Below are 25978 nucleotides of genomic sequence, written 5' to 3'. Positions count from 1 at the left end.
GCGCCTGTTCCCCTGTCACAGATCGACGCCAACGCGTCGATCTGTGACAGGGGAACACCAGCCCGGCACGCTCGCCTGTCAGAGATCGACGGCGGAGCGTCGATCTCTGACAGGCGAGCTGGGCAGGCGGGGCGAGCGGGGCGAGCAGGGCAGGCGGGGCGAGCTGGGCAGGCGGGGCGAGCTGGGCAGGCGGGGCGGCGGGATCGGCCGGTGCGCGGTGCGAATCAGCGGATGCGAGCGCGCGTCCAGCGGGTGCGGCGGGTCAGCCGGCGAGCTCGGATGCGGCGTCGCCGTCGTCCTCGGATGCGGCGTCCTCCGGCGCGAGGCCGTAGAGCACCTCCAGCGCAGCGAAGACCTCGTCGGCGCGACCCTGCTCGGCGAGCGCGTGCGCGCGGGTCGTGGGGGTGTGCAGCAGTCGGCCCACCAGATGGCGCAGCGCCTGCTCGGTGCGCTCGTCGTCGCCGCGGCGGCGCCCGCGGGCGATCTCCGCCTCGAGCAGTTCGAACATGTGCGTGCGCAGTGCGACGACGGCCGGTGCGACCGTGCGGCGTTCGCCGACGACCGCGAAGCGCTGGGCGGCGTCGGCCACGAGGGCGCGCGCCGCATCCGTCGCCTGCAGCTCTTCGAGCGGCGCGTGCAGGCGGATGGTCTCGAGGTCGAGCAGGTCGGTGCCGCTGACGGTCGCGACGTCGGGGTCGACGTTGCGCGGCAGGCCGAGATCGATCACGAGGCGGCGGTGCCGGTCGTGACCGGGAGCCGTGCGCGCGGCGGACGGCTCGTCGCCGAAGGCCGCGGCGCTGAGCACGGGGTGTTCGACGCTCGTGCACGTGATGATGAGGTCCGACAGCTTGGCGGCCGTGGCGAAGCCCGCGGCGTCCGCGACCGCGAGGCCGTGCTTGCGGGCGAAACGCTCGCCCCGCCCCGACGGCGAGTGCACGGTGATGTCGGTGACCCCGCGTTCGCGCAGGGCCGCGAGCGTGGCGGCCGCGTACGAGCCGGTGCCCACGAGCAGGACGCGCAGCGTGGCCCAGTCGGCGAAGCGCGCCGCCGCGAGATCCAGGGAGAGACGCACGAGCGAGCGGCCGGCGCGCCCGAGCGCGGTGCCGTTCTTGACGCCCCGCTGCGTCTCGGATGCGCGCTGGAACAGCCGCTCCAGTTCGGGAGAGGTCGTGCCGTCGCCGCGCGCCTCGGTGAGTGCGCGGCGCACCTGACCCGCGATCTCGCCCTCGCCGACGACGACCGATTCGAGACCGGACGCGACGGCGAACAGGTGCTGCGCGACACGCGGGCCGGAGATGACCTCGTACGAACCGGAGAACTCCTCGGCCGAGACGCCCGTGGCGGACTCGATCGCCGCCAGCGCCGCCTCGAGCCCCACGGCCTCGGCCGCCGTGACGGGCTCGTCCATGTCGACATACGCCTCGAAGCGGTTGCAGGTCGCCACGACGACGGCACCCTGCACGCACTCGTCGTGCTCGGCGATCAGAGGGGCGACGCGGGTGGTGTGGATGCTGAGTCGCTCGAGGAGCTCGAAGGACGCGGTCTTGTGACTCGCGCTGACACACAACAGCACGTGTCGATTGTACGCCGCGTCGAAATCACCGGCCGCGGGAGCTTGCGCACGAACGTGCAGGTGCTCGACATGTGGCGCTCACCCACCGGATGGGAGGATGTCGGGGTGAGCTCCACCGGACCCGCCTCCTCCCCCCTCATCCGCGCCCTCAAAGGCGAGCGCACCGACCGCCTCCCGGTCTGGTTCATGCGTCAGGCGGGGCGGTCGTTGCCCGAGTACCGCGACCTGCGCGTGGGGACCCGCATGCTGGATGCCTGTCTGACCCCCGATCTCGCGGCCGAGATCACCCTGCAGCCCGTGCGCCGCCACGGCGTGGATGCGGGCATCTTCTTCAGCGACATCGTGGTGCCGCTGCGCCTCGCCGGCATCGCCGTGGAGATCGAGCCCGGACGCGGCCCGGTGTTCCCCGACCCGGTGCGCACCGCATCCGACGTCGCCCGGATCGTGGACATCGACCCGCAGGCGGTCGCCGCTGCGGCGGAACCGGTGCGCGAGGCCGTGCGCATCGTCGTGGACGAGCTCGGCGACACCCCGCTCATCGGGTTCGCGGGCGCGCCCTTCACCCTCGCCGCGTATCTCGTCGAGGGCGGACCGTCGAAGGAGCACCTGCGCGCCCGGGCGCTCATGCACGCCGACCCGCAGTCGTGGCATGCGCTGGCCGGCTGGCTCGCGGAGGTCTCGCGCACGTTCCTCGCCGCGCAGACGGATGCGGGAGCCTCCGCCGTGCAGCTGTTCGACTCGTGGGCCGGCTCGCTGTCGGTCGCCGACTACCGCACGTACGTCGCCCCCCACTCGCGGGCAGCTCTCGCCGGCGCGGACGCACCCCGCATCCACTTCGGCGTCGGCACCGGACACCTACTGACGGACATGCGGCTGGACGGCACGACGGATGCGGTGGGCGTCGACTGGCGCACACCGCTCGACGAGGCCGCCGCGATCCTCGGACAGGGCGTCACCGTGCAGGGCAACATCGACCCGGCGCTGCTGCAGGCACCGTGGCAGGTCGTGGAGGAGCATGTCCGCGACGTCATCGCGCGCGGGCGCGCCGCGCGCGCCCACATCCTCAACCTGGGACACGGCGTCCCGCCCGAGACCGACCCCGACGTGCTGACGCGCATCGTCGAGCTGGCGCACGAGGAGCAGGTGTGAGCGCGGCGGATCTCGACGATCTCGCCGCGCGGGCGGAAGCCACACGCGTCGCGGTCGTCGGCGGCGGCGTCGCCGGCCTGGTCGCGGCGCTCGACTTCGCCAAGCTCGGCTTCCGCGTCACGGTGCTCGAAGCATCCGCGCAGCCCGGCGGCGTGCTGCGCCGCGCCGAGGTCGCAGGCCTCGCTGTTGATGTGGGAGCGGAGAGCTACGCGACGCGCGGCGGCACCGTGCGCGACCTGATCGATGAGCTCGGCATCGGCGACGACGTGGTGACCCCCGCTGCCGGCGGCGCCTGGGTCGCGGGCCTTCCCGGCGGACGCGCCGCGCCCCTGCCGCGCGGTGGCGTGCTCGGCATCCCGGAGAATCCGTTCGATCCGAACGTGCGGCGGGTCATCGGATGGTCGGGCGCCTGGCGCGCCTACCTCGATCGCCTGCGGCCGCCGCTGACGATCGGTCACGATCGCAGCCTCGGTCACCTCGTGCGCAGCCGCATGGGCGAGGCCGTGCTCGACCGCCTCGTCGCCCCCGTCACGAGCGGCGTCTACTCGGCGCGCCCCGACGACATCGACGTGGACCTCGCGGCCCCCGGCCTGAACGCCGCGCTCACCCGCGCGGGTTCGCTCAGCGGCGCCGTGGGCGAGCTGCGCGGGCGCAGCACCGGCACCCCGGGAAGCGCCGTCGCCGGGCTCCGGGGCGGCATGACCCGCCTCGTGCGCGCCCTCCTCGCCCGCCTCGAGGAGCTGGGCGTGGAGGTGCGCACGGATGCGGCCGTGACCGTGCTCGAGCGTGATGACGACCGCTGGTCGCTGCGGCTCGACCAGGAACACCTCGAAGCCGATCTCGTGGTGATCGCCACCACCGAGGACGAGGCGCGCCGCCTGCTCGTGCCGGTGGTTCCGGCGCTCGAGCCGATGACCAGCGCGCCGCCGGTGGTCGAGATCGTCACCCTCGTCGTGCACGAGCCGCGCCTGGACACCCCGCCGCGCGGAACCGGCGTGCTTACGGTGCCCGGCTCGCACCGCGCGAAGGCGCTCACCCACGCGAGCGCGAAATGGGAGTGGATCGCGGATGCGGCCGGCCCCGGTGTGCACGTCGTCCGCGTCTCGTTCGGCGCTCAGGGCGAAGACCCGGCCACCGCCGCTCTCGGCGACGATGCCGCCGCGGCGCTCGCGCTCGAAGAAGCGTCTGCCCTCCTCGGCGTTCGGCTCGACCCGGCGTCGGTGCGGGGTGCGCATCGCGCCCGGTGGGTGCAGTCGCAACCCGCATCCGTGATCGGGCGCACAGAGCACACCGCCGCCGCACGCGGAGCCATCCGGGCCGTTCCGGGCCTCGGCGCGGTCGGCGCATGGCTGTCGGGAACCGGGCTCGCCCAGGTCGTCCCCGACGCTCGCGAAGAGACCGATCGACTGCGCCGTTCGGCGCTGTGGGGGTCGCCGCGTTCTCAGGAGTGAGCGCTCATGTCAACCGGATAACCCGAACGGCATACAGCGCTACGCTGGGCGCACACTCGCTTGATCCACCCCGAACGTGAGGAGACCCCATGAGGGGCAAAGCTGGACTCGTCATCGGACTGGCAGCGGGCTACGTGCTCGGAACGCGCGCAGGCCGTGAGCGCTACGAACAGATCAAGACGCAGGCGCAGAAGGTGTGGAACCTGGCGCCCGTGCAGAAGCAGGTCGGCAAGCTGCAGGAGGTGGGAAAGTCCGCGCTGCTCGCGGTCCCGACCGCCCTGTTCAGCGGCGCGGTGAAGATCACCAAGGCCGTCACGACCGACGGCACCCCCGGTCAGCGTCTGGATGCGGCGCTCGACGCCGGCGCCGACGCGGCGGAGGATGTCGCGGACGCCGCAGAGACCACGGCATCGGCCGCGAAGAAGTCCACGCCCGCCACGACCGCGAAGCGCACCGCCGCCAAGCGCAGCACGGGCGGCTCCTCGTCGGGCGGGAAGTGACATGACCACCCCCCGCGGCTTCCGCGACAAGTCGGAGAAGAGCCTGCTGACCCTGGTCGGCGAGGTTCCCGAGCTCGTCCGCAACCTCGTGACGGCGGAGATCGACTCCGCGAAGAAGTGGCTCGGCAAGGCGGCCAAGAACGCCGGTATCGGCGGCGGCCTCATGCTCGGCGCCCTGTTCATCCTGTTCTGGTCGATCCCGGCGCTCGGCGCGTTCATCATCATCGGGCTCTCGTCCTGGTGGCAGCCGTGGGTCGCCGCCCTCGTGCTGTTCGGCGCGATGCTGCTCATCGCCGTCGTCCTGGCGCTGCTCGGGTACCTGCGCTTCCGCAGGATCGGCAAGGACAACCCCGCATCCCACATCGCCGAAGACGTGCGCGTCGTGAAGGAGGCAGGCGAATGACCGCTCCGGTTCCCGTTCCCCGCACCGGTGTCCCCCTGGGCATCACCGACCCCGTCGAGAAGGCGCGTGCGGAGCTCAAGGCGACGCTGGCCGCGATCGAGGAGAAGGCCAACGTCCCGCGCCGCGTGGGCACGGCGGCCGAACGTCGCATCGCCCAGTTCCGCCGCTTCGCGCGCGAGGAGCCGGCGGCGGCGGCGCTTGCTGTCATCGGCACGGCGGCTGCCGTCGGCGCCGTCGTGTGGGGCGCCATCCGCGCCTACGTGCGCTGATCCCTTCCCCCTCACCGACGCATCGCGGATAGCACCGGCCGCCGCCGTTTGGCGTCTGACGACGACGGGGTGAGACTGGAGGTCATGAGCTCCGCACCCGAGTCGACGTCCACGCAGTTCACCCTCTGGGCGGTCTTCCGCCGCGACCCCGCGAAGCCCGTCACCGCGACGGACGACACCGAGCTCGCCGCTCTCGTCGAGCTGATCGAGGCCGGCGGCGTCACCATCCGCGGGTTCTACGACGTCAGCGGGCTGCGCGCCGATGCCGATCTGATGGTCTGGATGCACGGCCCCGTCGCCGAAGACCTGCAGCGCGATCTGCGGCGCCTGCGCCGCACCGACCTGCTGCAGGACCTGCTTCCGGTGTGGAACGCGATGGGCGTGCACCGCGACGCGGAGTTCAACCGCTCGCACGTGCCCGGTTTCCTCCGCGGTGAGCACGCCCGCGAGTGGCTCACGGTCTACCCCTTCGTGCGCAGCTACGAGTGGTATCTGCTGCCGGAGGAGGAGCGTCGCGCCATGCTGGCCGATCACGGCCGCAAGGGCGCCGCGTACACGAAAGTGGTCGCGAACACCGTCGCCTCGTTCGCCCTCGGCGACTACGAGTGGCTGCTGCCCATGGAGGCGGATGAGTTGAGCGATCTGGTCGACATGATGCGGGCGCTGCGTTACACCGAGGCGCGTCGCCACGTGCGCGAGGAGGTCCCGTTCTTCACGGGCCGCCTCATCCCCACCTCGGCCATCGCCGAGGTTCTGTCGTGACCCACGAATGCCGACGCCGGAGCCGGGTGTGAGCGCACCACTGCGCCTGGGGACTCGGCGCAGCGCCCTTGCCACCGCACAGTCGCAGCAGATCGCCGACCTGCTCGCGACGGTGTCCGGACGCGAGGTCGTGCTCGTTCCCATCACCTCCGAAGGCGACGTCTCGCGTGCCTCGCTGTCTCAGCTCGGCGGGCGCGGCGTGTTCGCGACGCGTCTGCGCGAGGCGCTGCTCGCAGATCAGTGCGACCTGCTCGTGCATTCCCTCAAGGACCTGCCCACCGCCGAGGCACCCGGGCTCGTGATCGCCGCCACCCCTCGGCGCGAAGACGCCCGCGATGTCGTGATCACCCGCGACGGCACCCCGATCGCCGAGATGGCCGCCGGCAGCGTCATCGGCACCGGTTCGCCGCGCCGCATCGCCCAGTTGCGTCGTCGCAACCCCGGACTCGTTGCGCATGACCTGCGCGGCAACGTCGACTCTCGACTGTCGCGCGTGCGCGACGGTGAGCTGGATGCCGTCATCCTGGCCGCGGCGGGACTCGCGCGCCTCGGCGGCGCGACCGGCGACCTCTTCTCCGAGCCTCTCGAGCTCGCGCAGTGGCCGACTGCGCCGGGACAGGGATCGCTCGCCGTCGAAGCGCGCCTGGACGCGCCGGCCGACCTCCTCGCAGCCATCGGGCGGCTCGACGACGCCGCGACCCGCATCGCGGTGACGATCGAGCGGGCCGTGCTCGCAGGGCTGGATGCGGGCTGCTCGGCGCCGGTCGGCGTGCACGCAGTGCTCGACGGCGAACAGCTCCAGGTGCGCGCCGCGGTCTACGCCGCGGACGGAAGTCGCGCGCTCGAAGCTGAGAGAAACCTGTGCGTGAGGGACGGGTATGCTGGGCCGACAGGCAGCGGCGATGGTGCAAGAGCTGCCGGCGATGACGACCCGATCGCAGGTGCACGCGAAACCGGGCGTGACGTCGCACGCGAGCTGCTCGAGCGTGGAGCAGCCGAGGTCTCACCATGAAAGCCGAAGCCATGCACGAAGAGCCCCGACGGCACGAAGCCGCCAAGCCCCTGACGGGCTGGCGCGTGCTCGTGCCCCGCGGCGGCCCCTGGGGTGACGGGGTGGCAGCAACCCTGCGCTCGCAGGGTGCCGTGCCCGTCGTCGCGCCGCTCATCAACTTCGCTCCGACCAATGACGAGCAGACGCTCGAAGCCGCCCTCGCCGACCTCGCCGCGGGCCGCTTCGACTGGGTCACCATGACCAGCGCCACCACGGTGGATGTGCTCTTCGCGTACCGCGCGGTCATTCCCCCCTCCACCAAGGTGGCCGCCGTCGGCGAGACCACCGCGGCGGCGTTGCAGGCCGCCGGTTACCGCGTCGACCTGGTTCCCGACCGCGACAACTCCGCCGCCGGTATGGCCGAGCAGATGATCGCGCTCGAGCCCGAGCCGCGCCGCATCCTGACGCTGCGCAGCGAGATCGCCAAGCCCGTCCTGACCCGCAAGCTCACCGAGGCCGGCCATGACGTGCGCAGCGTCGTCGCCTACCGTACGGTCGGCGTGCCGGTCACCGAGCGCATCGCCCACGACGTGGCGTCAGGCCGCATCAACGCGATCCTCGTCACGAGCGGGTCGGTCGCCGAACAGGTGCAGCTGCAGTTCCCCGACATCCCCGAGTCGACCGTCATCGCCGCGATCGGTCCGCAGACCGCGAACGATGCGCGGCGCGCAGGGCTCGGCGTCTCGGTCGTGGCTGACCGGCAGACCGTCGACGCGCTCATCGAGGCGGTCTCGCACTTCGCGCTCCCGCACGCAGCCGACGAGTTCCAGCCGTGAGCTTTCCCACACATCGCCTGCGCAGGCTCCGCCAGTCGCCCGCCGTGCGGCGCCTGGTCCGCGAGACGCATCTGGCACCGTCCCAGCTGGTGCTCCCGATGTTCGTGCGCGAGGGACTGAGCGAACCCCAGCCGATCGGCTCCATGCCCGGTGTCGTGCAGCATTCGCTCGACTCGCTTCGTCGCGCGGCGACGGATGCCGCGACAGCCGGTGTCGGCGGGGTGATGCTGTTCGGCGTGCCGACCGTCCGCGATGCTGTCGGCTCCGGGGCGGACGACCCCGAGGGCATCCTGAACGTCGCCGCCGCCGCGGTCGTCGCGGAGGTGGGAGACGAGATCGTCGTGCAGACCGATCTGTGCCTCGACGAGTTCACCGATCACGGCCACTGCGGTGTGCTCACCCCGCAGGGCGCGGTCGACAACGACCAGACCCTCGAACGCTACGCGGCGATGGCCATCGCGCAGGCCTCTGCCGGCAGCCACCTGCTGGGGTTGTCGGGGATGATGGACGGCCAGGTCGCCCATGTTCGCGCCGCCCTCGACGCCGAAGGCTTCACCGACACCGTCCTCCTCGCCTACGCGGCAAAGTACGCGGGGGCCTTCTACGGCCCGTTCCGCGAGGCCGTCGACTCGCAGCTGAAGGGCGACCGCCGCACCTACCAGCTCGACCCCGGCAACGGCCGCGAGGGAGTGCGCGAGGCCGTCGTGGACGTCGCCGAAGGCGCCGACATCGTCATGGTCAAGCCCGCTCTCCCCTACCTCGACGTGCTCGCCGACGTGCGCGCATCCATCGAGGTCCCGGTGTGGGCGTATCAGGTGTCCGGCGAGTACGCCATGATCGAGGCCGCTGCCGCGCACGGCTGGATCGATCGTCGCGGCGCGATCACCGAGTCCCTTCTCGGCATCCGCCGCGCCGGCGCCGACGCCATCCTCACCTACTGGGCCCTCGAGGCGGCCGCGTGGCTGCGCGAGAGCCGCTGAGACCGCACCCGATCCGCCCGCACCGGCTGCGGACCGGACTGCACCGGATGCGGCGAGATCCTCGGAAGGACGAGTCATGACCGACCGTAACGACGAACTCTTCGCGCACGCCCGCGAGGTCATCCCTGGCGGCGTGAACTCCCCCGTGCGCGCCTACGGCTCGGTGGGCGGCGCGCCGCGCTTCCTCGCGTCGGCGTCGGGCCCGTACGTGACGGATGCGGCGGGTCGCCGCTACGTCGACCTCGTCGCGTCGTGGGGCCCGGCGCTGCTCGGGCACGCGCATCCCGACGTCGTGGCGGCCGTGCAGGAGGCTGCGGCCCGCGGGCTCTCCTTCGGTGCGCCGACGGAGGCCGAGGTCGAGCTGGCCGCGCTGATCGCCGACCGCGTGCGCGTGGGCGACGCCGCACCGATCGACCGCGTGCGCCTCGTCTCCACCGGCACCGAGGCGACGATGACCGCCATCCGGCTCGCCCGCGGCTACACGGGCCGCGACCTGCTGGTGAAGTTCTCCGGCCACTACCACGGTCACTCGGACGGACTGCTGGCCGCGGCCGGGTCCGGCGTTGCCACCCTCGCCCTTCCTGGCTCGGCTGGCGTACCCGCCCCCATCGCGGCCCAGACGCTCGTGATCGACTACAACGACCTGGCCCAGGTGCACGAGGTCTTCGCGGTGCACGGCGACCGCATCGCGGCCGTGATCGTCGAGGCCGCGGCCGCGAACATGGGCGTCGTCCCTCCCGCGCCGGGCTTCAACGCCGCTCTCGCCGAGATCGCCCATCGGCACGGCGCGCTCCTCATCCTCGACGAGGTGCTGACCGGCTTCCGCGTGCATCCGGCGGGGTTCTGGGGGCTGCAGCAGGATGCGGGCGAGCGCTACGCCCCCGACATCTTCACGTTCGGCAAGGTCGTCGGCGGAGGGATGCCGCTGGCAGCGCTCGGCGGCCGCGCCGAGGTCATGGACACCCTTGCTCCGGTGGGGCCGGTGTACCAGGCCGGCACCCTGTCGGGGAACCCGCTGTCGGTCGCCGCGGGCCTCGCAACGCTGCGCCTGGCCACCCCCGAGGTGTACGCGCGGGTCGACGCCGCGGCATCCGCCGTCGCGACGGCATTGTCGGGGGCGTTGGCGCAGGCGGGGGTGACGCACGTCGTCCCGCGGGCGGGTTCGCTGTTCGGCGTGGCCTTCCTCCCTGAAGCGCCGCTGTCGTACGCGGCCGCGCAGACGCAGGAGGCGTGGCGGTATCCGGCGTTCTTCCACGCGATGCTGGATGCGGGAGTCTCTCTGCCGCCGAGCGTGTACGAGGCGTGGTTCCTCACCGCCGCGCACGACGACGATGCCCTCGCCGCGGTTCTTGCAGCGCTCCCCGGCGCCGCGCGTGCGGCCGCCGAGGCGCAGGGCTGACCCACGCGCGACGCCACGCTGACCCGCCGCGACGGTCGGGTCTTATGCCGCATGGGGGGCCGCATCCACAAGGGCCCGACGGCGTTTCGTGAAGCTGGGTAGGCTCCCACTGAAAATCGTGTCCAGGAAGGGCTCTGCGTGGAAACTGCCGCACAGATCATCACGGCCATCGCGGCGCAGCTGGCGCAGGCTGCGCAGTTGTCGGCGGTAGCGGAGGAAGTCGGGGCGGAGATCGCCCGGCTCCAGGGCATCGGATCGAGCGAGGAGGGGGGCGTGACGGTCACGGTCGACCATCACGGCATCCCGCTCGACATCACTGTGCACGACGACGCGCTGGCCTACGACGGCGCGCAGGTGTCGGCGATGGTGCTCGAAGCGACCCAACGCGCCATCCAGGACGTGCAGGAGAAGGCGGAGCCTCTACGGCTCGCGCTGCTGCAACCGCACACGGCGCCACCGATGCGGGAAGACCTGGGCGATCGGATCCAGGAGCTCTACGACCGGATCGAGGAGTACGAACGCGGAAGCACGAGCCGCGACGAAGAAGCCGACGATGACAACGGAGGGCAGCGGGGATGACCAGACTGGATGTCCAGGCGCAGGCGCTGGAGACGCACGCGGCGAAGATCGATGAGGCCGGCGGGCGGATCGGAGAGGTCTCCTCTACGGCCCTCACCGCCGTGGCCTTGCAGCCGGCCGCGTTCGGGCTGCTGTGCTCGTTCCTCGTTCCGATCGTCTCGATGCAGCAGGTGAGCGCGCTGGCCGGAATGGCAGCTCTCTCGGGCGCCGTGAAGGCGGAGTCGATGGCGATGAAGGCCGCGGCTCTGGGTTATCGGGCGGCGGACTCCGAGCTGGCGGATCAGATCCGCCGATTGATCGGCGTGGAGAGCTGAGATGGCAGACCTGTTTGTCGCACCGTCCTATGAGGGAGTCAGCGGTGCCGCCGTGCTCGATGCCGTCCCGGTCGCGGGCAACATCGCATCCGCCGCGGAGAGCTTCGGCAGCGGCGACATCGGCGGGGGGATCCTCGACGTCGCCGGCACCGCGCTGGACGTGGTGGACATGATGGTGAACCCCATCGCGACGCTCGCCTCCTCCTGCGCGTCTTTTCTGCTCGACTACATGCCCCCGCTCCACCAGGCACTCGAGCTCCTCACCGGCAGCCCCGAGATGGTGCGCGCACTGGGTGAGACATGGGACAACCTGGGCGGCGCCCTCGAGGAGGTGGCCGGCGCGCGGGGTCCCGCGGTGCAGGCGCTCCTGGCGAGCTGGACCGGCGTCGCGGCCGACGCCTACGCGAAGTTGGCAGAGGGGCTCACGCAGATCGTCGAGTCCGTCGCACAGGCGAGCCACGGCGTCGCGAACGGTCTGCGCAATGCCGCGATGATCGTGGAGATCGTCTACGAGATCGTGAAGTCCATCATCTCCGACCTCGTCGGGCAGCTGATCCAAGCGGTCGTCATCGCCATGGCCACGGTGGGTGTCGGCCTCCCCGCCGTCGTCGCGCAGTGCTCCAGCAAGATCGCGACGCGGGTGCCTCAGGTCGCCAAGTGGGTCGAGAAGATCCAAGAGGTCATGAAGAAGATCAGCGACATCGTCGACAAGCTGACGATGTTCCAGCACGAGTTCGAGATCAACGGCAAGGCGATCTCTCAGGTGCTCAGCGCCGCCGAACCGCTGGAGATCACCGTCAATCTGCCGGGAATCGTCGACGCCGTCCGCACGTCGGCCGAGAACAATAACGGAGAGAAGTGATGCTGGATCCTTCTGTCGATTTCAGCGGGGTTCCCGAAGACGTCCGGCGTCTGGTCGCCGATCATCAGGCCCAGTACGCCCGTGCAGTCGAGCAGGGGGCCGCCGCGGAGCGGGTGCAGGAGTTGTTGGCCGCACGTGGCGGCGCATCCGCCACGTCGCTTCGCGGAGAGGTCACCGTCCGAGTGGCGTCATCCGGGCTTCTGGAGGAGGTTCGCATCCAGCAGCGGGGACTGGACCTGGGGGCCGCCGGACTCTCGCGGCTGTTGACCTCGACGCTGCGTCAGGCCCTTCTGAACCTGGAGGAAGCCGCCGCCGAGAGCGTCGTCGAGGCCGATGGTGGCGCGGTCGGCTCCGCCATGCTCGCGGAGATCCGAGCCGGTCTCGCCGCGCCGATCTCCTCGTTGGACGACGACGGGTCGGAGATCCGCGAGCGCTGAACGCCGCGGATCAGAACGAGCGGGCCAGCGAGCGCTCCTGGTCGGCGAAGGCGCCGCCGGCCTCTTCCATCACCCGCGCGTACGCATCGAGCTGGCGCTGCATGGCACGCATCTGGGCTTCCCAGTGCACCCGCATCCCGACGTACGCCTGATAAGCGCGGCCCTGCCACGCCGAGTCGAGGTGCGAGAGCTGGGCGTCCATCTCGTCGAGCACTCTGCGAATCTCCGCCGACGACTGCTGGATCGCCTGTACCGACTGCGCGACCCGGTCGAAGTCGATGGTGATGTGATCAGACATTCGCGACCCCCTGGTCGTGGCGAAGGATACGGACGCACACCATCATGGCAAACGGCGTCCGCGCACGCAGGGGGCTGGACATCACTGTTGATGAATCGTCGACTTCACGGTCGGGATACCGCGGTCGATCGGTGCGCCCGCCAGCAGGGTGCGACCGAACCGGACGGTCAGCCCGGTGGGCGCGGCACTCGGCGGTTCGTCGTCCCACAAGTCGCGAGCCTCGCCCAGCTTCAACGAGACCATGCCCTCGGCCGTCGGCGTGTCTCGCCAGTCGACCTTCTGCAGACCGTAGCCCTTCCAGTCGCGTGCGATCAGCCGATCGTCGAGTCGGAGGGCCGCACCGTCCTTCATGACGATAGGAAAGACGCCCGTGCCCGCGACGAGAGCGTCGGCCCGGCCCCACGCAGCGGCGGGCACAGCGTCCACGAGGCGGGCGAGCAGGGCGATTCGGGCGTCGACGGAGGCGACGTCGAGCGCTTCGGCGCCGTAGGTGAGGATGACGCCCGCCCGGATCACGACCGGCGACCGCTCGGGGGCGGTCTCGAGGGCTGCAACGAACTCGGGAGTGAGCAGGTCCTGTGCGAAGGCGGGGATGAAGCCCTCCACGCTCCAGCGCGTGCTCGGCCAGACCGGGCCGAGGGGCGGGATCGGCGGCAGCTTGATGCCGTAGTCGTCGCGGGCGCGCAGCGACTGATCGCCGAAGCGGATCTCGGGCAACGACGCGGGCAGCCGCATCCAGATCAGGTTCGTCTCGTAACGGTCGCCCCACGCGTTGCCCTTGTTGCCGCGACGCTGCAGATAGCCGACCAGGCGTGCGACCGTGACGTCGTGACCGTGCGCCTGACCGGTGACCACTTCGCTCATCCCCGTTGGCCAGATCTCCTTCGCCGGGGTGGCGCGGAAGGCGGCCTCCGCGATCTCGATAGACGGGGGCGGGGCGGCGTCCTCCCAGTGCCACCCGCGAGCCTCGAACTCCGGACGCGTGGCCCGTCGTGCGGCGGCATCCGCCTCACGACGTTTGGAACCGAACGGCAGCATGCGCTCAGCGTAATCGCGCCCGGTCGTGGACGTGACGGGTTCTCGGGGACTTATGGGCTGGGTCACGACTCGGCGGGGCCGCCCGACGCGAGCGTGCTCGCCACTGTCGCGATACGTGGCCGCGCAACGGCCCCGCCCGATGCGGCGTGCCCGAGCCGGAACCCGGCTCTGGAAGACTTGTCGGATGGGACAGAGCGAGCAGCCCCGGGTCGTCGTCATCGCGGGCGGCGTGGGCGGATCCACCTTCAGCGAAGGGATGCGGGCGGAGCTGGGCCGCCGCGGCGCAGACCCCGCGACGATCATCGTCAACACCGGCGACGACCTGTGGCTGTCGGGCGTTCGCCTGCAGCCGGACATCGACTCCGTGCTCTACCGCCTTGCGGGCCAGAACGACATGGTGCGCGGCTGGGGTCGCGCCGGCGACAGCGAGCGGGTCAACGCCGAGCTGCAGGCGTGGGGGGCCGGCTGGCCGTGGTTCACCCTGGGCGACCTGGATCTCGGAACGCACCTCGCGCGCACCGGCTGGCTGCGCGAGGGCGCGACGGTGTCCGATGTGGTGGCCCGCCTGTCGGAGCGCTGGCCGCTCGGGGTCCGCTTGCTGCCGATGACCGATGCCGAGGTGGACACGCATGTGCTCCTCGAGGACGGCCGGCGACTCCACTTCCAGGAGTGGTGGACGCGCCACCGCGCCACGCTCGCACCCCGCGCATTCGAGAACCCCGGAATGGATGCGGCCGCGCCCGCTCCGGGTGTGGTCGAAGCCATCGCGCGAGCCGACGTCGTGGTGCTCGCCCCCTCCAACCCCGTGGTCTCGATCGGGCCCGTCCTCGCCGTCCCCGGCATCCGCGAGGCGCTGGCCGCGACCTCGGCACGGATCGTCGGCGTCTCTCCCATCATCGGCGGACGCGTCGTGCGGGGTATGGCGGATGTCTGCCTCGCCGCGATCGGCGTCGAAACCTCAGCGGCGGCGGTGGCCGCCCACTATGGCAGCCGCAGCACCGGCGGCGTGCTGGACGCCTGGCTGCTGGCCGAGGAGGATGCGGCATCCGCCGCATCCGTGGGCGCTCTCGGGATCCGGCCGGTCGTCGCGCCGCTGTGGATGCGGGACGTGGAGGCCACGCGCGCGATCGCCGCGACGGCGCTGGAGGCCTGATCGACGCGGGCGCAGAATCGTAGCGTTTCTGTGGACAATCCGCGCGCGGGCATCGCAGGGCGACGCCGGACGTTACGCTGTCGAGACGTGAGAAGTGGGGGCGGCACGACGATGGCAGGCGCACACCGGGCGCTGCGGCGAGACACCGCGGCTGGAGGGCAGCAGTGACGACGCCCGCGGACACCGAGGAACGCCGACGGATTGCGATCGTCGACGGAGCTTCGCGTCACGATCTGCTCATCCCGCCCGCGGCCAGCATCGCCGACGCGCTCGCCAGCCTCGGCATCCGTCAGGAAGTCGGCCGCGACGTCTTGCTCGAGGTCGACGGACGCGAGGTCAGCCCGCTGCTCCGGGTGGATGACCTCAGCGACGGCACGGTGCTCGCGCTCGTGGATCTTTCCCAGAAGGTGAAGCAGGACCGCCGCCGACGCCGCGACCGCTCTCGCGGCGAAGCGCCCGGCGCCTGGTGGGTGCTCGGTGGCATCGCGCTCGTGCTCGCGGTGTTCTCGCTCATCGCCCCCGATGCCGTCCGCGAATCGCTGCGCCTGCCGCTCGCGGGCGCGATGGGGGCCTTCGCCATCACTGCCGGAATGGCGCTCGCGGTGCGCGCGACGGGTGTCGCGAACGGCACGGACGCCGCTCTCGTCGCGGTCCTCACCCTGGCGTTCGCCGCGGGCGCGGGCGTCGTGCCCGCGTTCCCCGCCGCCACCTCGACGCTGCAGGTGTTCGTCGGCCTGCTCTCGGCGGCGGTGCTGGCGGGGATGCTCGCACTCGTCGGGCGTCCCGCGGGGCTGCACGCACGTCTGTCGGCCGCGACGACCCTGTTGCTCGTGCTGGCCGGGGTCTGGGGCTTCTCGCTCATCCTCTCGCTGCCGCTTTCCGCGCCCACCGCCGTCACGCTCGGCCTCGCGCCCGTGGCACTGCGCATCCTGCTCGCAACCCTCGTCGATGTGCCGCCCGGCATCTTCATCGACTACGAGCGCTACCAGACCACGCGCTGGAGCGTGCGTCAGCAGCTGCCCGAGGAGATCCACTCCATCGGCGCCGCCGACGCCCGCGACCTCGTCGCGCGCTCGACCGGCCGGCTCGTGGCCGGCACGTTCGTGCTCACGGTCGCGGTCGCCCTGAGCGCTCCCTTCGCGCTGCCCGACATGGACGATTTCGACCCGCTCGTGCTCTCTGGCCGCATCGCCCTGGCCATCACGGTCGTGCTGGCGCTGCTGCTCGGCGCACGTCGCTTCTCGATCCCCCTGCTGCGGTGGCTGCCGCGGCTCGCCGCGGGCGCCGTCGCCGTCGTCATGGTGCTGACGGCGACCCGCGAGGCGAACCCCGTGCTGTTGACCGTGCTGGCGGGGATCCTCCTGGCCGTCGGGGCGATCGCCGCGCTGGTCATCATCCCCACGAGCCGCGGCGCGCAGTCCCTGCGCTGGTCGCGCTTCGGAGACGTCATCGAGTGGATCGCGATCGCGTTGTCGCTGCCGGCGGGCCTGCTGGCCGCCGACAGCATCGATATCCTGCGTGGAATGATGGGCGCATGAGTCTGCCGCCGCAGTTCACGGGCGAACCCGCCGGAGTCGGAGCACGACTCGCCGCCTTCACGATCGACATCGCGCTCGTTGTCGCAGCGACGGTCACGGTCGCCGTCGTGAGCGGCTCCGCCGTATTCGGCCTGCTCGTGGGAGCCGAAGCGATCCTGGCACTGTGGGTGCTCCAGGCCCGCACCGGGTCCGGCCCCGGGAAGGCGCTGCTCGGGCTGCGCGTCGCGCGCCTGGATGCCCCCTACTCACCCGGCGCCGGCCGCAGTTTCGTGCGCGGTCTGCTGGTCGGCATCGGCTCCCTGGTGTTCGGCGCGGGAGCATGGGTGGTCGAGGGCTCCGCATCCGCCGACCGCTCCGGGCTGCGACGATCCTGGGCCGACCGCGCAGCGCAGACCGTCGTGATCGCGGTGCCGCGGCGGCCTGCAGCGGAGCGTCGGAGCAGAAGGCGTGGTGCCGACGAGATCGTCGCCGTCCCCTCCCCGACCGTCATCGCACGTCCCTGGTCGCCCGCACCGGTCGAATCCAGCAGAGCCCGGGGACCGATCGCCGCGCCCGCGCCCACCGAGCCGCCCGCGGCTCCCCTCACGGCGCCCGATGCTCCGCTTCCCGCCGCGGCCGTCGCGGGATGGGCGGGCCCCACCGCGGCCGCACCGCTGCTGGATCAGCCCGAGTCGGGCGAGCGCCCCACCGGCGAACTGCTGCTCATCTTCGACACCGGCCAGCGCGCCCGCCTGCCTCTGCCCGTAGCCGTCAACCTCGGCCGCAGCCCCGAACAGACAGAGCCGACCGACCTTCTGGTGACGGTGAGCGATCCGGACTCCAGCGTCTCCAAGACCCACCTGCGCCTCGAGTTCGATCACGCGGGCCTCTGGGTCACCGACACGGGTTCGACCAACGGAACCGAGCTCCTCGACGACGACGGCACGGTGGCACCTCTCACGCCGCACGCACGGACCTTCGTCGACGATGACACCCGCATCCGGATCGGGAACCGCATCTTCACCGTCAGCCGACTGATCGGAGCCGCTTCGTGAGCAAGGGACCACGCCTGGCCCCGCCGTCCGTGCCGAGTGGTCGCATCGTCGTGCAGCCGCCGCCGGAGCTGGTTCCGAACGAGGGCGGCAGCAGCATGCTCACCTCCCTGCTGCCGATGCTCGGCAGCGTGGGCGCGATCGTGATGGTGACGATCTCCAACGCGGGCCCGACCGGCTTCATCACCGGCGGCATGTTCCTGCTGTCCTCCCTCGGCTTCGTCGCGGTCAACGGATGGCGCCAGCGCGCACAGCGCAACGCCCAGGTGCTCGGCAACCGACGCGAGTACCTCGCCTACCTCAGCGACCTGCGCGAGACCGTCCGCACGGCCGCCCGCAAGCAGCGCCGCCACGGCGCGTGGGTCACTCCCTCGCCCTCGGCACTGCCGTTCATCGCCGAAGAGCGCACCCGCGTCTGGGAGCGCCAGCCCGGCGACGAGAACTTCCTGCTCACCCGCATCGGCGCATGCGATCAGCCGCTGTGCATCTCGCTCGAGGCTCCCGAGCTTCCGCCGCTCGCCCAGCTCGATCCGGTCGCCGCGTCCGCCGCCCACCGGTTCATGCTCACCCACGAGATCCAGCCGGATCTGCCCTTGGGCGTGACCCTGACCGACTACGCACGCATCGAAGTCGTCGGCCCTGACGAGGATGCGGTGCGCGCCCTTGCCCGTGCCATGGTCGTGGGTGCGGCGACCCTGCAGGATCCCGAGGATGTCGTCGTCGCGATCCTCGCCGGACCCGACCAGCTGCCCGCTTGGGAGTGGGCCAAGTGGCTGCCGCACGCTCTCTCGTCTCGCTCGAGCGACAAGCTGGGCCCCGCCCGCATGATCGCCTCGTCGCTGGACGAGCTCGAAGACCTGCTGCCCGCGGGGCTCCGGGAACGCGCGCGCTTCGCTCGCGGCGGTGGCGCGACGCCGCACGTGATCCTCGTCGTCGACGGAGTGCAGCTGCCGATGGGCGACCCGGTCGTCGGCGGCGACGGGATGCTGGGCGTCACCGTGGTGGAGCTGCCCGGCCGTTGGGGAGAGCTCGAGAACCCCGACGTCCTGCGCATCGTCATGCCGGAAGCAGCCGCATCCGATCGCCACGCCGAGCTCATCGACGTGGTGTCGGGCTCACGCACCTTCACCCCCGACACGACCTCGATCGCCATCGCCGAAGCCACCGCGCGCCGGCTCATGCCGCTGTACTCGAACCCGGCGGCGCTCGCTGAGACGCCCGGCGCCCAGCAGGGTCAGCGCGAACTCGTCGAGCTGCTCGGCATGCCCGACGTGCGCGAGATCGACTTCGACCGCACCTGGTCGGGGCGCCTGGAACGCGACCGCCTGCGCGTGCCGATCGGTCAGGACACGACCGGCGCGCCGCTCGTGCTCGACCTCAAGGAAGCCGCCCAACAGGGTATGGGCCCGCACGGCGTGATGATCGGCGCCACGGGTTCGGGGAAGTCCGAGGTGCTGCGCACGCTCGTGCTCGCACTCGCGCTGACCCACTCCCCCGAGCAGCTGAACTTCGTGCTCGTCGACTTCAAGGGCGGCGCGACCTTCGCCGGGATGGCGGGGATGCCCCATGTCTCGGCGATCATCACCAACCTCGGCAGCGAGCTGGCCCTCGTCGACCGCTTCCAGGACGCGTTGCAGGGCGAGATCGTCCGCCGCCAGGAGCTGCTGCGCGCCGCCGGCAACTTCGCCAATGTGTCGGACTACGAGAAGGCGCGCCGCGGCGGGCGCACCGACCTCGCGCCGCTTCCGGCCCTGCTGATCGTGGCCGACGAGTTCAGCGAGCTTCTGGCCGCGAAGCCGGAGTTCGTGGAGAGCTTCATCAACATCGGCCGCGTCGGCCGTTCGCTCCAGGTGCACCTGCTGCTGGCCTCGCAGCGTCTGGAGGAGGGAAAGCTGCGCGGTCTCGACACCTACTTGTCGTACCGCATCGGTCTGCGCACGTTCTCGGCCGCCGAGTCCCGCACGATCATCGGCACCCCCGACGCCTACACCTTGCCGCAGGAGCCAGGTGTGGGTTACCTCAAGGCCGACACCGACAACCTCGTGCAATTCCGCGCCGCCTACGTCTCGGGTACCCCGAAGACGAAGCTCACCGGTGGACGCTCGAGCGAGTCGGCCGACACGTCCGGCGAGGCCGCGCGCATCGAGGTCTTCACCGCCGCCCCTCAGCCGCTCGATCTGGTCGAGGAGCCCGTCGACGACTCGCGCGACATCGTGTCGCAGCCGGTCGAGGAGCGCTCGACGTTCCAGATCGCCGTCGAGCGGATGAAGGGTCGCGGCCCCGCCGCCCACCAGGTGTGGCTGCCGCCGCTGGAAGAGCCCGCATCCCTCGACCAGCTCATGCCCGACCTCGTCGTCGACCCGCGGATGGGACTGCACTCCCCCGCCTGGCGCGCCGCCGGAGCCCTCACGGTCCCGCTCGGAATCGTCGACGTGCCTCTCGAGCAGCGCCGCGAGAACCTCGTGGTCTCGCTCGGCGGCGCGGCCGGACACGTGGCGATCGTCGGAAGCCCGCTGAGCGGCAAGTCGACGCTGGCTCGCACGCTCGTCTCGGCGCTCGCGCTGACCGCGACACCGCTCGAGCTGCAGTTCTACGTGCTCGACTTCGGCGGCGGTACCTTCACGGGTCTGCAGCGCCACCCGCACGTCGCCGGCGTCGCCACCCGCACAGAGGCGGAGGCCATCCGCCGCACGGTCGCCGAGGTGGAGTCGATCATCGACGACCGCGAGCGGTACTTCCGTCAGAACGGCATCGACTCGATCGACACGTACCGGCTGCGACGCAGCCAGGGCGTCGTCGACGACGGCTACGGCGACGTGTTCCTCGTCGTGGACGGCTGGGCGACGCTGCGCGCCGACTACGAGGCGCTCGAGACGCGCGTGCAGACCATCGCCGCGCGCGGCCTCAGCTTCGGCGTGCACGTGATCGTCACGGCCAACCGCTGGCTCGAGATCCGCGCCAGCCTCAAGGACCTCATCCAGACGCGCCTCGAGTTGCGTCTGGGAGACCCGACGGACTCCGAGATCGACCGCAAGCAGGCGGCCAACGTCCCCGCCGGTCAGCCCGGTCGAGGCCTCAGCGCCAAGCGCCTGCAGATGCTCGCCGCGCTGCCGCGCATCGACGGCTCCACGGATGTGGCTGCCCTCGTCGACGGCGTCGACGACATGGTCGCCCGCGTCGGCGCCGCCTGGCAAGGACCGACGGGTCCGAAGCTGCGGCTGCTGCCGGAGATGATCACCCTCGACGAGGTACGGACGCAGACCACGCCGGACGATGCCCGCATCCTGCTCGGTGTCGATGAAGCGCAGCTCGCGCCCTTCGGCATCGACCCGCGCAAGGAACCCCACCTCTTCCTGTACGGCGACTCCGGGATGGGCAAGTCGTCGTTCCTGCGGGGCATCGCGCAGGAGATCATGCGCAAGTACGGTCCGACCGAGGCGAAGATCTTCGCGGTCGACTACCGTCGCTCGCTGCTGGGCGAGATTCCGCAGGAGTACCTGGGCGCCTACCTCACCTCGCACGAGCCGGCCACGAGCGGGCTCGCCGAGCTGGCGCAGTTCTTCTCGAGCCGCATCCCGGGGCCCGATGTGACCCCCGAGCAGCTCCGCGAACGCAGCTGGTGGAAGGGCGCAGAGGGCTTCGTGCTGGTCGACGACTACGACCTCGTCGCGACGAGTCAGGGCAACCCCCTCGCCGTGCTGCAGCCGCTGCTGGCACAGGCCGGCGACCTCGGCCTGCACGTGGTCCTCACCCGCCGTACCGGTGGTGCGAGCCGCGCAGCCTACGATCCGATCATCCAGCGCTTCACCGATCTGGGTGTCACCGGCATCCTGCTCGGCGGAAATCCGGAGGAGGGCCCGCTCATCGGCCGCGTGAAGGCCGCGCCGGCGGCGCCGGGTCGCGCGCAGATCGTGAGCCGCGAGCAAGGCCTGCTCTCCGCCCAACTCGCCTTCTCCCCCTCGACCCACTGACCCCTCGGGCGTCGCCCTCGCGGCCCCTTTCTCCCGCGAGACTGCATTCTCCGCACGAGATCACTGTTGTTACCCGTGATCTCGTGATGAAGATGCAGTCTCGCGGGCGTGGAGAGGGTGAGAGCGGCGACGCGGGCAGGCTCAGGATGCGGGCAGGAGCTCGCGGATGAGGCGCACAGCGGGCGAGTCGGTCATGCTCGTGCGCCACACCAGCGCAACCGGACGCGTCGGCTCGGGGTCGCGCACCGGCACCGCGACGACGTCGTCCGGAAGCCGCCCGCGCCCCAGCTTCGGAACGAGCGCCACCGCGAGCCCGTGCGCCACGAGCTCGATCTGCGAGGCGAACTCGAGGCACCAGAAGTCGATGCGCGGCGGATGCGGCTCGCCCCGGAACATGTGACAGAACCACTCGTAGCAGATGGTTCCGTCGGGCGTGCTGGACCACACATGATCGCGGACATCGACGGGGCTGACCGCATCCCTCGACGCGAGAGGGTCGTCGCGGTGGACGAGCAGATCCGCGGTGTCGCGGAGGAACTCGACGCTGCGCACACTCGGCGGCAGCGTGAGGGTGACGCCCTCCCAGTGGTGCACGATCGCGAGATCCAGCGTGCCGGCGGTGACCGCCGCGACCGCATCCCACGGGTCGATCTCGGTGACGGTCAGGCGTAGGTCGGGCGCTTCGACGGCCGCTCGCGTGACGAGCCCGGGCACGACGCCGCGCACGGCGGTCGAGAAGACACCGAGACGCAACGTGCCCGTGGGGCGGGCGCCCGCGTCGTGCAGCCGTGAACGCAATTGCTCGACCTGGGTGCGCAACTGCGCCCCCTCCTCCACCAGCCGGCGGCCCGCAGCGGTGAGCACCACACCGCGCCCCTGCCGATCGATGAGACGGGCGCCGAGGTCGCGCTCGAGCCGCTTGATCTGCTGCGACACGGCCGACGGCGTGTAATCGAGCTCGGCCGCCGCGGCATGCACGGTGCCCCTGCGGGCGAGGGCGAGCAGCGCGTCCACGGCCGCGAGATCGATCATGGCGAGAATGTATCACCGGGCTGCATGGATCCATGCACAACTGTGCGCTGGTGCTGCACGAACCTGCTCGGTCACGATGGGCGGGTGCCCCTTCGTTCCTCTCTCCTCGCCGCCCTCGTCGCCGTCATCTGGGGCGTGAACTTCGTCGTCATCGACGCGGGGCTCGACGGCATGCCGCCCGCGCTGTTCGTCGCGCTGCGCTTCGCCGCCGTCCTCGTCCCCGCCGTCTTCTTCGTGCCGCGCCCGAGGGGTCGGATGCGGGACGTCCTGCTCATCGGGCTCTTCATGAGCCTCGGTCAGTTCGGGCTGCTGTACACGGCCCTCGCGATGGGCATGCCGCCGGGGCTGGCCTCGCTCGTGCTGCAGGCGCAGGTGGCCTTCACGATCGTCTTCGCCGCCCTGGCCCTGCGCGAAGCACCCCGCCGCTCGCAGGTCGTCGGTGTGGTCGTCGGCGCCGCCGGACTCGGGATCGTCGCCGCCGGACGGGATGCCGCCACCCCCGCGCTCGCCCTGGTGGTGACGCTGGCCGCGGCCGCCTCGTGGGCGATCGGCAACGTGATCGCACGCCGCCTCGGCGGCGCAGGAAAGGGCGGCGCGCTCGCTGGGCTGTCGGTGACCGTCTGGTCGGCGCTCGTCGTCCCCGTACCGATGGTTCTCCTGGCCGTCGCGCTCGACGGCGCGGATGCGGTCGGCACCGCACTCACGCACCTCACCGCGGCGCAGCTGCTGTCGACCGCATACACCGCGTGGCTCGCGAGCCTTGTCGGCTACGGAATCTGGAACACCCTGCTGGCCCGGCACACCGCATCCGCCGTCGTCCCGTTCACGATGCTCGTACCGCCGGTCGGGATCGCGGCGGCGTGGCTCGCGCTCGGCGAGATACCCGCACCCGCCGAGCTCGTGGGCGGCGCGGTGCTGCTGATCGGCGTCGCCATCGCGGTGCTCCCACCGCGCGGTCAGAAGGTGAGCGGGGTGTCCTCGGGCGCACGAAGGCGCAGCTCGGCCGGCGCCGGCCAGCCGAGTTCGTAGGTGCGCAGCGGCGCATCGATCGCGCCGAAGTCCTCGCTCTTGACCACGATGCGCTCCGGAGTCACCTCCACGAGACGCACCGCCAGGGGAGCTGCGCCCTCGCGCTCCAGCATCCACTTCTCGGCGAGCCAGCCGAGACCCCGTGCCTCGAGCGCTTCTTCGGCGTCGAGCCACTCCACGGGCTCGGTCATGTCGTGGCCGAGGAGGTCGACGGCGACCCAGCCGGATCCCTCCGGCCGGATCCAGCCGAGCAGCTCGCCGTCGTCGCGGCGGTGCGGGGTCCAGTCCGGGTTCATCCCGCCACCCTACGACCCCGCATCCGTCGCCCGGCGCACATGACGCCGCCACGCTTGACCGCCCCTCCGTCCGCGAGACTGCATCTTTCGCACGAGATCACTGTCATTACCCGTGATCTCGTGATGGAAATGCACTCTCGCGGGAGATGGGTGGCGGGATGCGGGCGGGGCGGTGCGTGACAGCGCGGTGACAGCGGCGGGGGCGGCGTGACAGCGGCATGACGGTGGGTGCGGCGCACGCTGGGAGCACGCCAGCAGAAAGGCTCCCCCATGACCACCACACTCCCTCCCGCCGTCCGGGCCGAAGGCCTCGTCAAGGTGTTCGGCGACAACCGCGCGGTCGACGGCGTCGACCTGCTCGTTCCCACCGGCACCGTCTACGGCGTGCTCGGCCCCAACGGCGCCGGCAAGACCACCACCATCAACATGCTCGCGACGCTCATGCGTCCGGATGCGGGCCGCGCCGAGATCTTCGGCCACGACGTCACCGCCCAGCCGCAGGTCGTGCGCCAGCTCATCGGCGTCACCGGCCAGTTCGCCTCCGTCGACGAGACCCTCTCGGCCACCGAGAACCTCATGATCTTCGCGCGGCTGCTGGGACTCAGCCGTGCCGACGCACGCGCGAAGTCGACCGAGCTGCTCGAGCGTTTCGGCCTCACCGATGCCGCGCGACGCCCCCTGAAGAAGTTCTCCGGCGGGATGCGGCGGCGCCTCGACCTCGCCGCCTCCCTCATCGCCCAGCCGCCGCTCATCTTCCTCGATGAGCCGACGACGGGCCTCGATCCCCGCACCCGCGGGCAGATGTGGGACACGATCCGCGAACTCGTCGCCGGCGGCTCCACGGTGCTGTTGACCACGCAGTATCTCGACGAGGCCGACCAGCTCGCCGACCGTATCGCGGTGATCGATCACGGCCGCGTCGTCGCCGAGGGCACCTCGGATGAGCTCAAGGCGTCCGTCGGCACCGCCAGCCTGCAGTTGCGCGTCTCCGAGACGGCGGACACCGCATCCGCTCTCGAGATCGTCGAGAGCGTGCTCGGCGTGCGCGCCACGCTGTCCCCCGAGGCCTCCCGCATCACGGCTCCCATGGCGGATGCGGACCGCGTCACCGACCTGCTCATCGCCCTGCGCACGGGCGGCGTGCGTCTGGCCGAGATGAGCGTGCAGAAACCCACCCTCGACGAGGTGTTCCTCACCATCACCGGTCACGACACCGGTTCGGGCGCCGCCGACGAGACCGAGACGAAAGAGATGGTGACCGCATGAACACCCTCGCCCCCCACCGCATCGTGCCCGCGACCGAGCGCGCACTGAAGAACCGCACGAGCCTGTCGCAGACGGTGAGCAACACCCTCACGATGGCCTACCGCGGCCTCGTGAAGATCCGACGCACACCGGAGCAGCTCGTCGATGTCACGCTACAGCCGATCATCTTCACCCTGATGTTCGCGTACATCTTCGGCGGCGCGATCTCCGGCGACGTGCAGAACTACCTGCCGCTGCTGATCCCCGGCATCCTCGTCCAGACGGTCGTCACCACCTCGGTCGTCACCGGCACGCAGCTGCGGGAGGACATGGACAAGGGCGTGTTCGACCGCTTCCGCTCCCTGCCGATCGCCCGCATCGCACCGTTGTCGGGCGCGCTGCTGGCCGACACCCTGCGTTACACGATCGCCACCACCCTCACCTTCGGGATGGGCTTCGTCATGGGCTACCGGCCCGGCGGCGGCGTGCTCGCCGTCATCGGCGCGGGCCTGCTGGTGATCGTCTCGTCGTGGGCGATGAGCTGGATCTTCGCGTTCTTCGGCGTGATCGCCCGCACCGCGGCCAGCGTGCAGGGCATCTCGATGCTGGCGCTGTTCCCGCTGACGTTCCTCTCGAACGCGTTCGTCCCGGTCGACACGCTGCCCGACGTGCTGCGGTGGTTCGCGGAGATCAACCCGATCTCCCACCTCATCACCGCCGTGCGAGACCTCGCGAACTCCGGCGTCGTCGGCGGCGACCTGTTCGTCTCGCTCGCGGGAGCCGCCGTCATCGTGGCGATCTTCGCCCCGCTGACCGTGCGCGCCTACATGCGCAAGGCCTGA

The 25978-nt window shown here is 71.3% G+C and carries 26 protein-coding genes; 21 read left to right on the top strand and 5 right to left on the bottom strand.

The features are described 5' to 3' along the window. Window positions 1-262: 262 nt before the first annotated feature. Window positions 263-1573, bottom strand: a complete 1311-nt coding sequence (locus ACYVJS_RS09095; protein ID WP_460739628.1) for a glutamyl-tRNA reductase — start codon at window positions 1571-1573, stop codon at window positions 263-265. Between the two features lie 69 nt (window positions 1574-1642). Between ACYVJS_RS09095 and hemE the strand changes: the two genes are divergently transcribed. The 14 genes from hemE (at window position 1643) to ACYVJS_RS09025 (ending at window position 12505) form a co-directional block, all read left to right on the top strand. Next, window positions 1643-2722 (top strand): uroporphyrinogen decarboxylase, encoded by a 1080-nt coding sequence (hemE, locus tag ACYVJS_RS09090; protein WP_460739880.1) that lies wholly within the window; start codon window positions 1643-1645, stop codon window positions 2720-2722. After that, complete coding sequence (gene hemG, locus ACYVJS_RS09085; protein WP_460739627.1) at window positions 2719-4173, top strand: protoporphyrinogen oxidase; 1455 nt, start codon at window positions 2719-2721, stop codon at window positions 4171-4173. The genes hemE and hemG overlap by 4 nt, the downstream gene beginning before the upstream one ends. An 89-nt stretch (window positions 4174-4262) precedes the next feature. Further along, on the top strand, window positions 4263-4673 hold the full coding sequence (locus tag ACYVJS_RS09080; RefSeq protein WP_460739626.1) for a hypothetical protein: 411 nt from the start codon (window positions 4263-4265) through the stop codon (window positions 4671-4673). Window position 4674: 1 nt separating this feature from the next. Further along, window positions 4675-5076 (top strand): phage holin family protein, encoded by a 402-nt coding sequence (locus ACYVJS_RS09075; protein WP_243226567.1) that lies wholly within the window; start codon window positions 4675-4677, stop codon window positions 5074-5076. Further along, entirely contained in the window at window positions 5073-5345 is a 273-nt protein-coding gene (locus ACYVJS_RS09070) for a hypothetical protein (protein WP_460739625.1), read from the top strand. The genes ACYVJS_RS09075 and ACYVJS_RS09070 overlap by 4 nt, the downstream gene beginning before the upstream one ends. A gap of 84 nt (window positions 5346-5429) precedes the next feature. Beyond that, on the top strand, window positions 5430-6107 hold the full coding sequence (gene hemQ, locus ACYVJS_RS09065) for a hydrogen peroxide-dependent heme synthase (RefSeq protein ID WP_460739624.1): 678 nt from the start codon (window positions 5430-5432) through the stop codon (window positions 6105-6107). A gap of 28 nt (window positions 6108-6135) precedes the next feature. Next, a complete protein-coding gene (gene hemC, locus ACYVJS_RS09060; RefSeq protein WP_460739623.1) occupies window positions 6136-7119 on the top strand; it encodes a hydroxymethylbilane synthase in 984 nt (327 codons plus the stop codon). After that, entirely contained in the window at window positions 7116-7934 is an 819-nt protein-coding gene (locus ACYVJS_RS09055; RefSeq protein WP_274287092.1) for a uroporphyrinogen-III synthase, read from the top strand. The genes hemC and ACYVJS_RS09055 overlap by 4 nt, the downstream gene beginning before the upstream one ends. Further along, window positions 7931-8914 (top strand): porphobilinogen synthase, encoded by a 984-nt coding sequence (gene hemB, locus ACYVJS_RS09050; RefSeq protein WP_460739622.1) that lies wholly within the window; start codon window positions 7931-7933, stop codon window positions 8912-8914. Before ACYVJS_RS09055 ends, hemB begins: the two co-directional genes overlap by 4 nt. A gap of 76 nt (window positions 8915-8990) precedes the next feature. Beyond that, window positions 8991-10313: a glutamate-1-semialdehyde 2,1-aminomutase gene (gene hemL, locus ACYVJS_RS09045; RefSeq protein WP_460739621.1), complete on the top strand. Its 1323-nt coding sequence runs from the start codon at window positions 8991-8993 to the stop codon at window positions 10311-10313. A 138-nt stretch (window positions 10314-10451) separates the two neighbouring features. After that, window positions 10452-10892, top strand: a complete 441-nt coding sequence (locus ACYVJS_RS09040; RefSeq protein ID WP_460739620.1) for a YbaB/EbfC family nucleoid-associated protein — start codon at window positions 10452-10454, stop codon at window positions 10890-10892. Further along, a complete protein-coding gene (locus tag ACYVJS_RS09035) occupies window positions 10889-11206 on the top strand; it encodes a type VII secretion target (protein ID WP_460739619.1) in 318 nt (105 codons plus the stop codon). Before ACYVJS_RS09040 ends, ACYVJS_RS09035 begins: the two co-directional genes overlap by 4 nt. A 1-nt stretch (window position 11207) precedes the next feature. Further along, the gene (locus ACYVJS_RS09030) at window positions 11208-12068 is read left to right on the top strand and encodes a WXG100 family type VII secretion target (RefSeq protein ID WP_460739618.1); all 861 of its coding nucleotides are present in this window, start codon (window positions 11208-11210) and stop codon (window positions 12066-12068) included. After that, entirely contained in the window at window positions 12068-12505 is a 438-nt protein-coding gene (locus ACYVJS_RS09025) for a hypothetical protein (RefSeq protein ID WP_460739617.1), read from the top strand. Before ACYVJS_RS09030 ends, ACYVJS_RS09025 begins: the two co-directional genes overlap by 1 nt. A 10-nt stretch (window positions 12506-12515) precedes the next feature. Here the strand turns inward: ACYVJS_RS09025 and ACYVJS_RS09020 are convergent, their stop codons facing one another. Both ACYVJS_RS09020 and ACYVJS_RS09015 read right to left on the bottom strand, forming a co-directional pair. Further along, the gene (locus tag ACYVJS_RS09020) at window positions 12516-12803 is read right to left on the bottom strand and encodes a WXG100 family type VII secretion target (RefSeq protein WP_460739616.1); all 288 of its coding nucleotides are present in this window, start codon (window positions 12801-12803) and stop codon (window positions 12516-12518) included. A gap of 81 nt (window positions 12804-12884) precedes the next feature. After that, window positions 12885-13841, bottom strand: coding sequence for a hypothetical protein (locus ACYVJS_RS09015; protein WP_460739615.1), 957 nt, complete (start codon window positions 13839-13841; stop codon window positions 12885-12887). Between the two features lie 184 nt (window positions 13842-14025). Here ACYVJS_RS09015 and cofD point away from each other — a divergent pair, with 184 nt between their 5' ends. The 4 genes from cofD to eccCa all read left to right on the top strand — a co-directional run bounded on the left by cofD (window position 14026) and on the right by eccCa (window position 21534). Then, complete coding sequence (gene cofD / locus ACYVJS_RS09010; RefSeq protein WP_460739614.1) at window positions 14026-14994, top strand: 2-phospho-L-lactate transferase; 969 nt, start codon at window positions 14026-14028, stop codon at window positions 14992-14994. A 164-nt stretch (window positions 14995-15158) separates the two neighbouring features. Then, window positions 15159-16532 carry a hypothetical protein gene (locus ACYVJS_RS09005; RefSeq protein WP_460739613.1) on the top strand — a complete coding sequence of 458 codons (1374 nt, stop codon included), beginning with the start codon at window positions 15159-15161 and terminating at the stop codon, window positions 16530-16532. Then, window positions 16529-17566 carry an RDD family protein gene (locus ACYVJS_RS09000; protein WP_460739612.1) on the top strand — a complete coding sequence of 346 codons (1038 nt, stop codon included), beginning with the start codon at window positions 16529-16531 and terminating at the stop codon, window positions 17564-17566. The genes ACYVJS_RS09005 and ACYVJS_RS09000 overlap by 4 nt, the downstream gene beginning before the upstream one ends. Continuing rightward, window positions 17563-21534, top strand: a complete 3972-nt coding sequence (gene eccCa, locus ACYVJS_RS08995) for a type VII secretion protein EccCa (RefSeq protein ID WP_460739611.1) — start codon at window positions 17563-17565, stop codon at window positions 21532-21534. The genes ACYVJS_RS09000 and eccCa overlap by 4 nt, the downstream gene beginning before the upstream one ends. Before the next feature lie 141 nt (window positions 21535-21675). Here the strand turns inward: eccCa and ACYVJS_RS08990 are convergent, their stop codons facing one another. Continuing rightward, window positions 21676-22566: a LysR family transcriptional regulator gene (locus tag ACYVJS_RS08990; protein WP_460739610.1), complete on the bottom strand. Its 891-nt coding sequence runs from the start codon at window positions 22564-22566 to the stop codon at window positions 21676-21678. Window positions 22567-22650: 84 nt separating this feature from the next. On the opposite strand from ACYVJS_RS08990, the gene ACYVJS_RS08985 reads away from it, so the two are divergent. Then, window positions 22651-23595 carry an EamA family transporter gene (locus ACYVJS_RS08985; RefSeq protein WP_460739609.1) on the top strand — a complete coding sequence of 315 codons (945 nt, stop codon included), beginning with the start codon at window positions 22651-22653 and terminating at the stop codon, window positions 23593-23595. Here the strand turns inward: ACYVJS_RS08985 and ACYVJS_RS08980 are convergent. Then, window positions 23523-23891, bottom strand: coding sequence for a hypothetical protein (locus ACYVJS_RS08980; protein WP_460739608.1), 369 nt, complete (start codon window positions 23889-23891; stop codon window positions 23523-23525). The two genes, ACYVJS_RS08985 and ACYVJS_RS08980, sit on opposite strands and share 73 nt — an antisense overlap. 270 nt (window positions 23892-24161) lie before the next feature. On the opposite strand from ACYVJS_RS08980, the gene ACYVJS_RS08975 reads away from it, so the two are divergent. Beyond that, complete coding sequence (locus tag ACYVJS_RS08975) at window positions 24162-25157, top strand: ATP-binding cassette domain-containing protein (protein ID WP_460739607.1); 996 nt, start codon at window positions 24162-24164, stop codon at window positions 25155-25157. Continuing rightward, complete coding sequence (locus ACYVJS_RS08970) at window positions 25154-25978, top strand: ABC transporter permease (RefSeq protein WP_460739606.1); 825 nt, start codon at window positions 25154-25156, stop codon at window positions 25976-25978. Before ACYVJS_RS08975 ends, ACYVJS_RS08970 begins: the two co-directional genes overlap by 4 nt.

This window comes from Microbacterium neimengense (assembly GCF_054782995.1).
The sequence above is the reverse complement of the archived record's forward strand: the minus strand, read 5'-3'. Positions and strand labels throughout refer to the sequence as shown.

Excerpts from the sequence above, each read along its gene's own strand:
- cofD (WP_460739614.1), top strand. The coding sequence starts at position 14,026 with ATGGGACAGAGCGAGCAGCCCCGGGTCGTCGTCATCGCGGGCGGCGTG.
- ACYVJS_RS09020 (WP_460739616.1), bottom strand. The coding sequence starts at position 12,803 with ATGTCTGATCACATCACCATCGACTTCGACCGGGTCGCGCAGTCGGTA.
- ACYVJS_RS08990 (WP_460739610.1), bottom strand. The coding sequence starts at position 22,566 with ATGATCGATCTCGCGGCCGTGGACGCGCTGCTCGCCCTCGCCCGCAGG.
- hemQ (WP_460739624.1), top strand. The coding sequence starts at position 5,430 with ATGAGCTCCGCACCCGAGTCGACGTCCACGCAGTTCACCCTCTGGGCG.
- ACYVJS_RS09075 (WP_243226567.1), top strand. The coding sequence starts at position 4,675 with ATGACCACCCCCCGCGGCTTCCGCGACAAGTCGGAGAAGAGCCTGCTG.
- hemL (WP_460739621.1), top strand. The coding sequence starts at position 8,991 with ATGACCGACCGTAACGACGAACTCTTCGCGCACGCCCGCGAGGTCATC.
- ACYVJS_RS09035 (WP_460739619.1), top strand. The coding sequence starts at position 10,889 with ATGACCAGACTGGATGTCCAGGCGCAGGCGCTGGAGACGCACGCGGCG.
- ACYVJS_RS09025 (WP_460739617.1), top strand. The coding sequence starts at position 12,068 with ATGCTGGATCCTTCTGTCGATTTCAGCGGGGTTCCCGAAGACGTCCGG.
- ACYVJS_RS09015 (WP_460739615.1), bottom strand. The coding sequence starts at position 13,841 with ATGCTGCCGTTCGGTTCCAAACGTCGTGAGGCGGATGCCGCCGCACGA.
- ACYVJS_RS09070 (WP_460739625.1), top strand. The coding sequence starts at position 5,073 with ATGACCGCTCCGGTTCCCGTTCCCCGCACCGGTGTCCCCCTGGGCATC.
- ACYVJS_RS09080 (WP_460739626.1), top strand. The coding sequence starts at position 4,263 with ATGAGGGGCAAAGCTGGACTCGTCATCGGACTGGCAGCGGGCTACGTG.
- ACYVJS_RS09055 (WP_274287092.1), top strand. The coding sequence starts at position 7,116 with ATGAAAGCCGAAGCCATGCACGAAGAGCCCCGACGGCACGAAGCCGCC.
- ACYVJS_RS08975 (WP_460739607.1), top strand. The coding sequence starts at position 24,162 with ATGACCACCACACTCCCTCCCGCCGTCCGGGCCGAAGGCCTCGTCAAG.
- ACYVJS_RS09030 (WP_460739618.1), top strand. The coding sequence starts at position 11,208 with ATGGCAGACCTGTTTGTCGCACCGTCCTATGAGGGAGTCAGCGGTGCC.
- ACYVJS_RS08970 (WP_460739606.1), top strand. The coding sequence starts at position 25,154 with ATGAACACCCTCGCCCCCCACCGCATCGTGCCCGCGACCGAGCGCGCA.
- hemE (WP_460739880.1), top strand. The coding sequence starts at position 1,643 with ATGTGGCGCTCACCCACCGGATGGGAGGATGTCGGGGTGAGCTCCACC.
- ACYVJS_RS09000 (WP_460739612.1), top strand. The coding sequence starts at position 16,529 with ATGAGTCTGCCGCCGCAGTTCACGGGCGAACCCGCCGGAGTCGGAGCA.
- ACYVJS_RS08980 (WP_460739608.1), bottom strand. The coding sequence starts at position 23,891 with ATGAACCCGGACTGGACCCCGCACCGCCGCGACGACGGCGAGCTGCTC.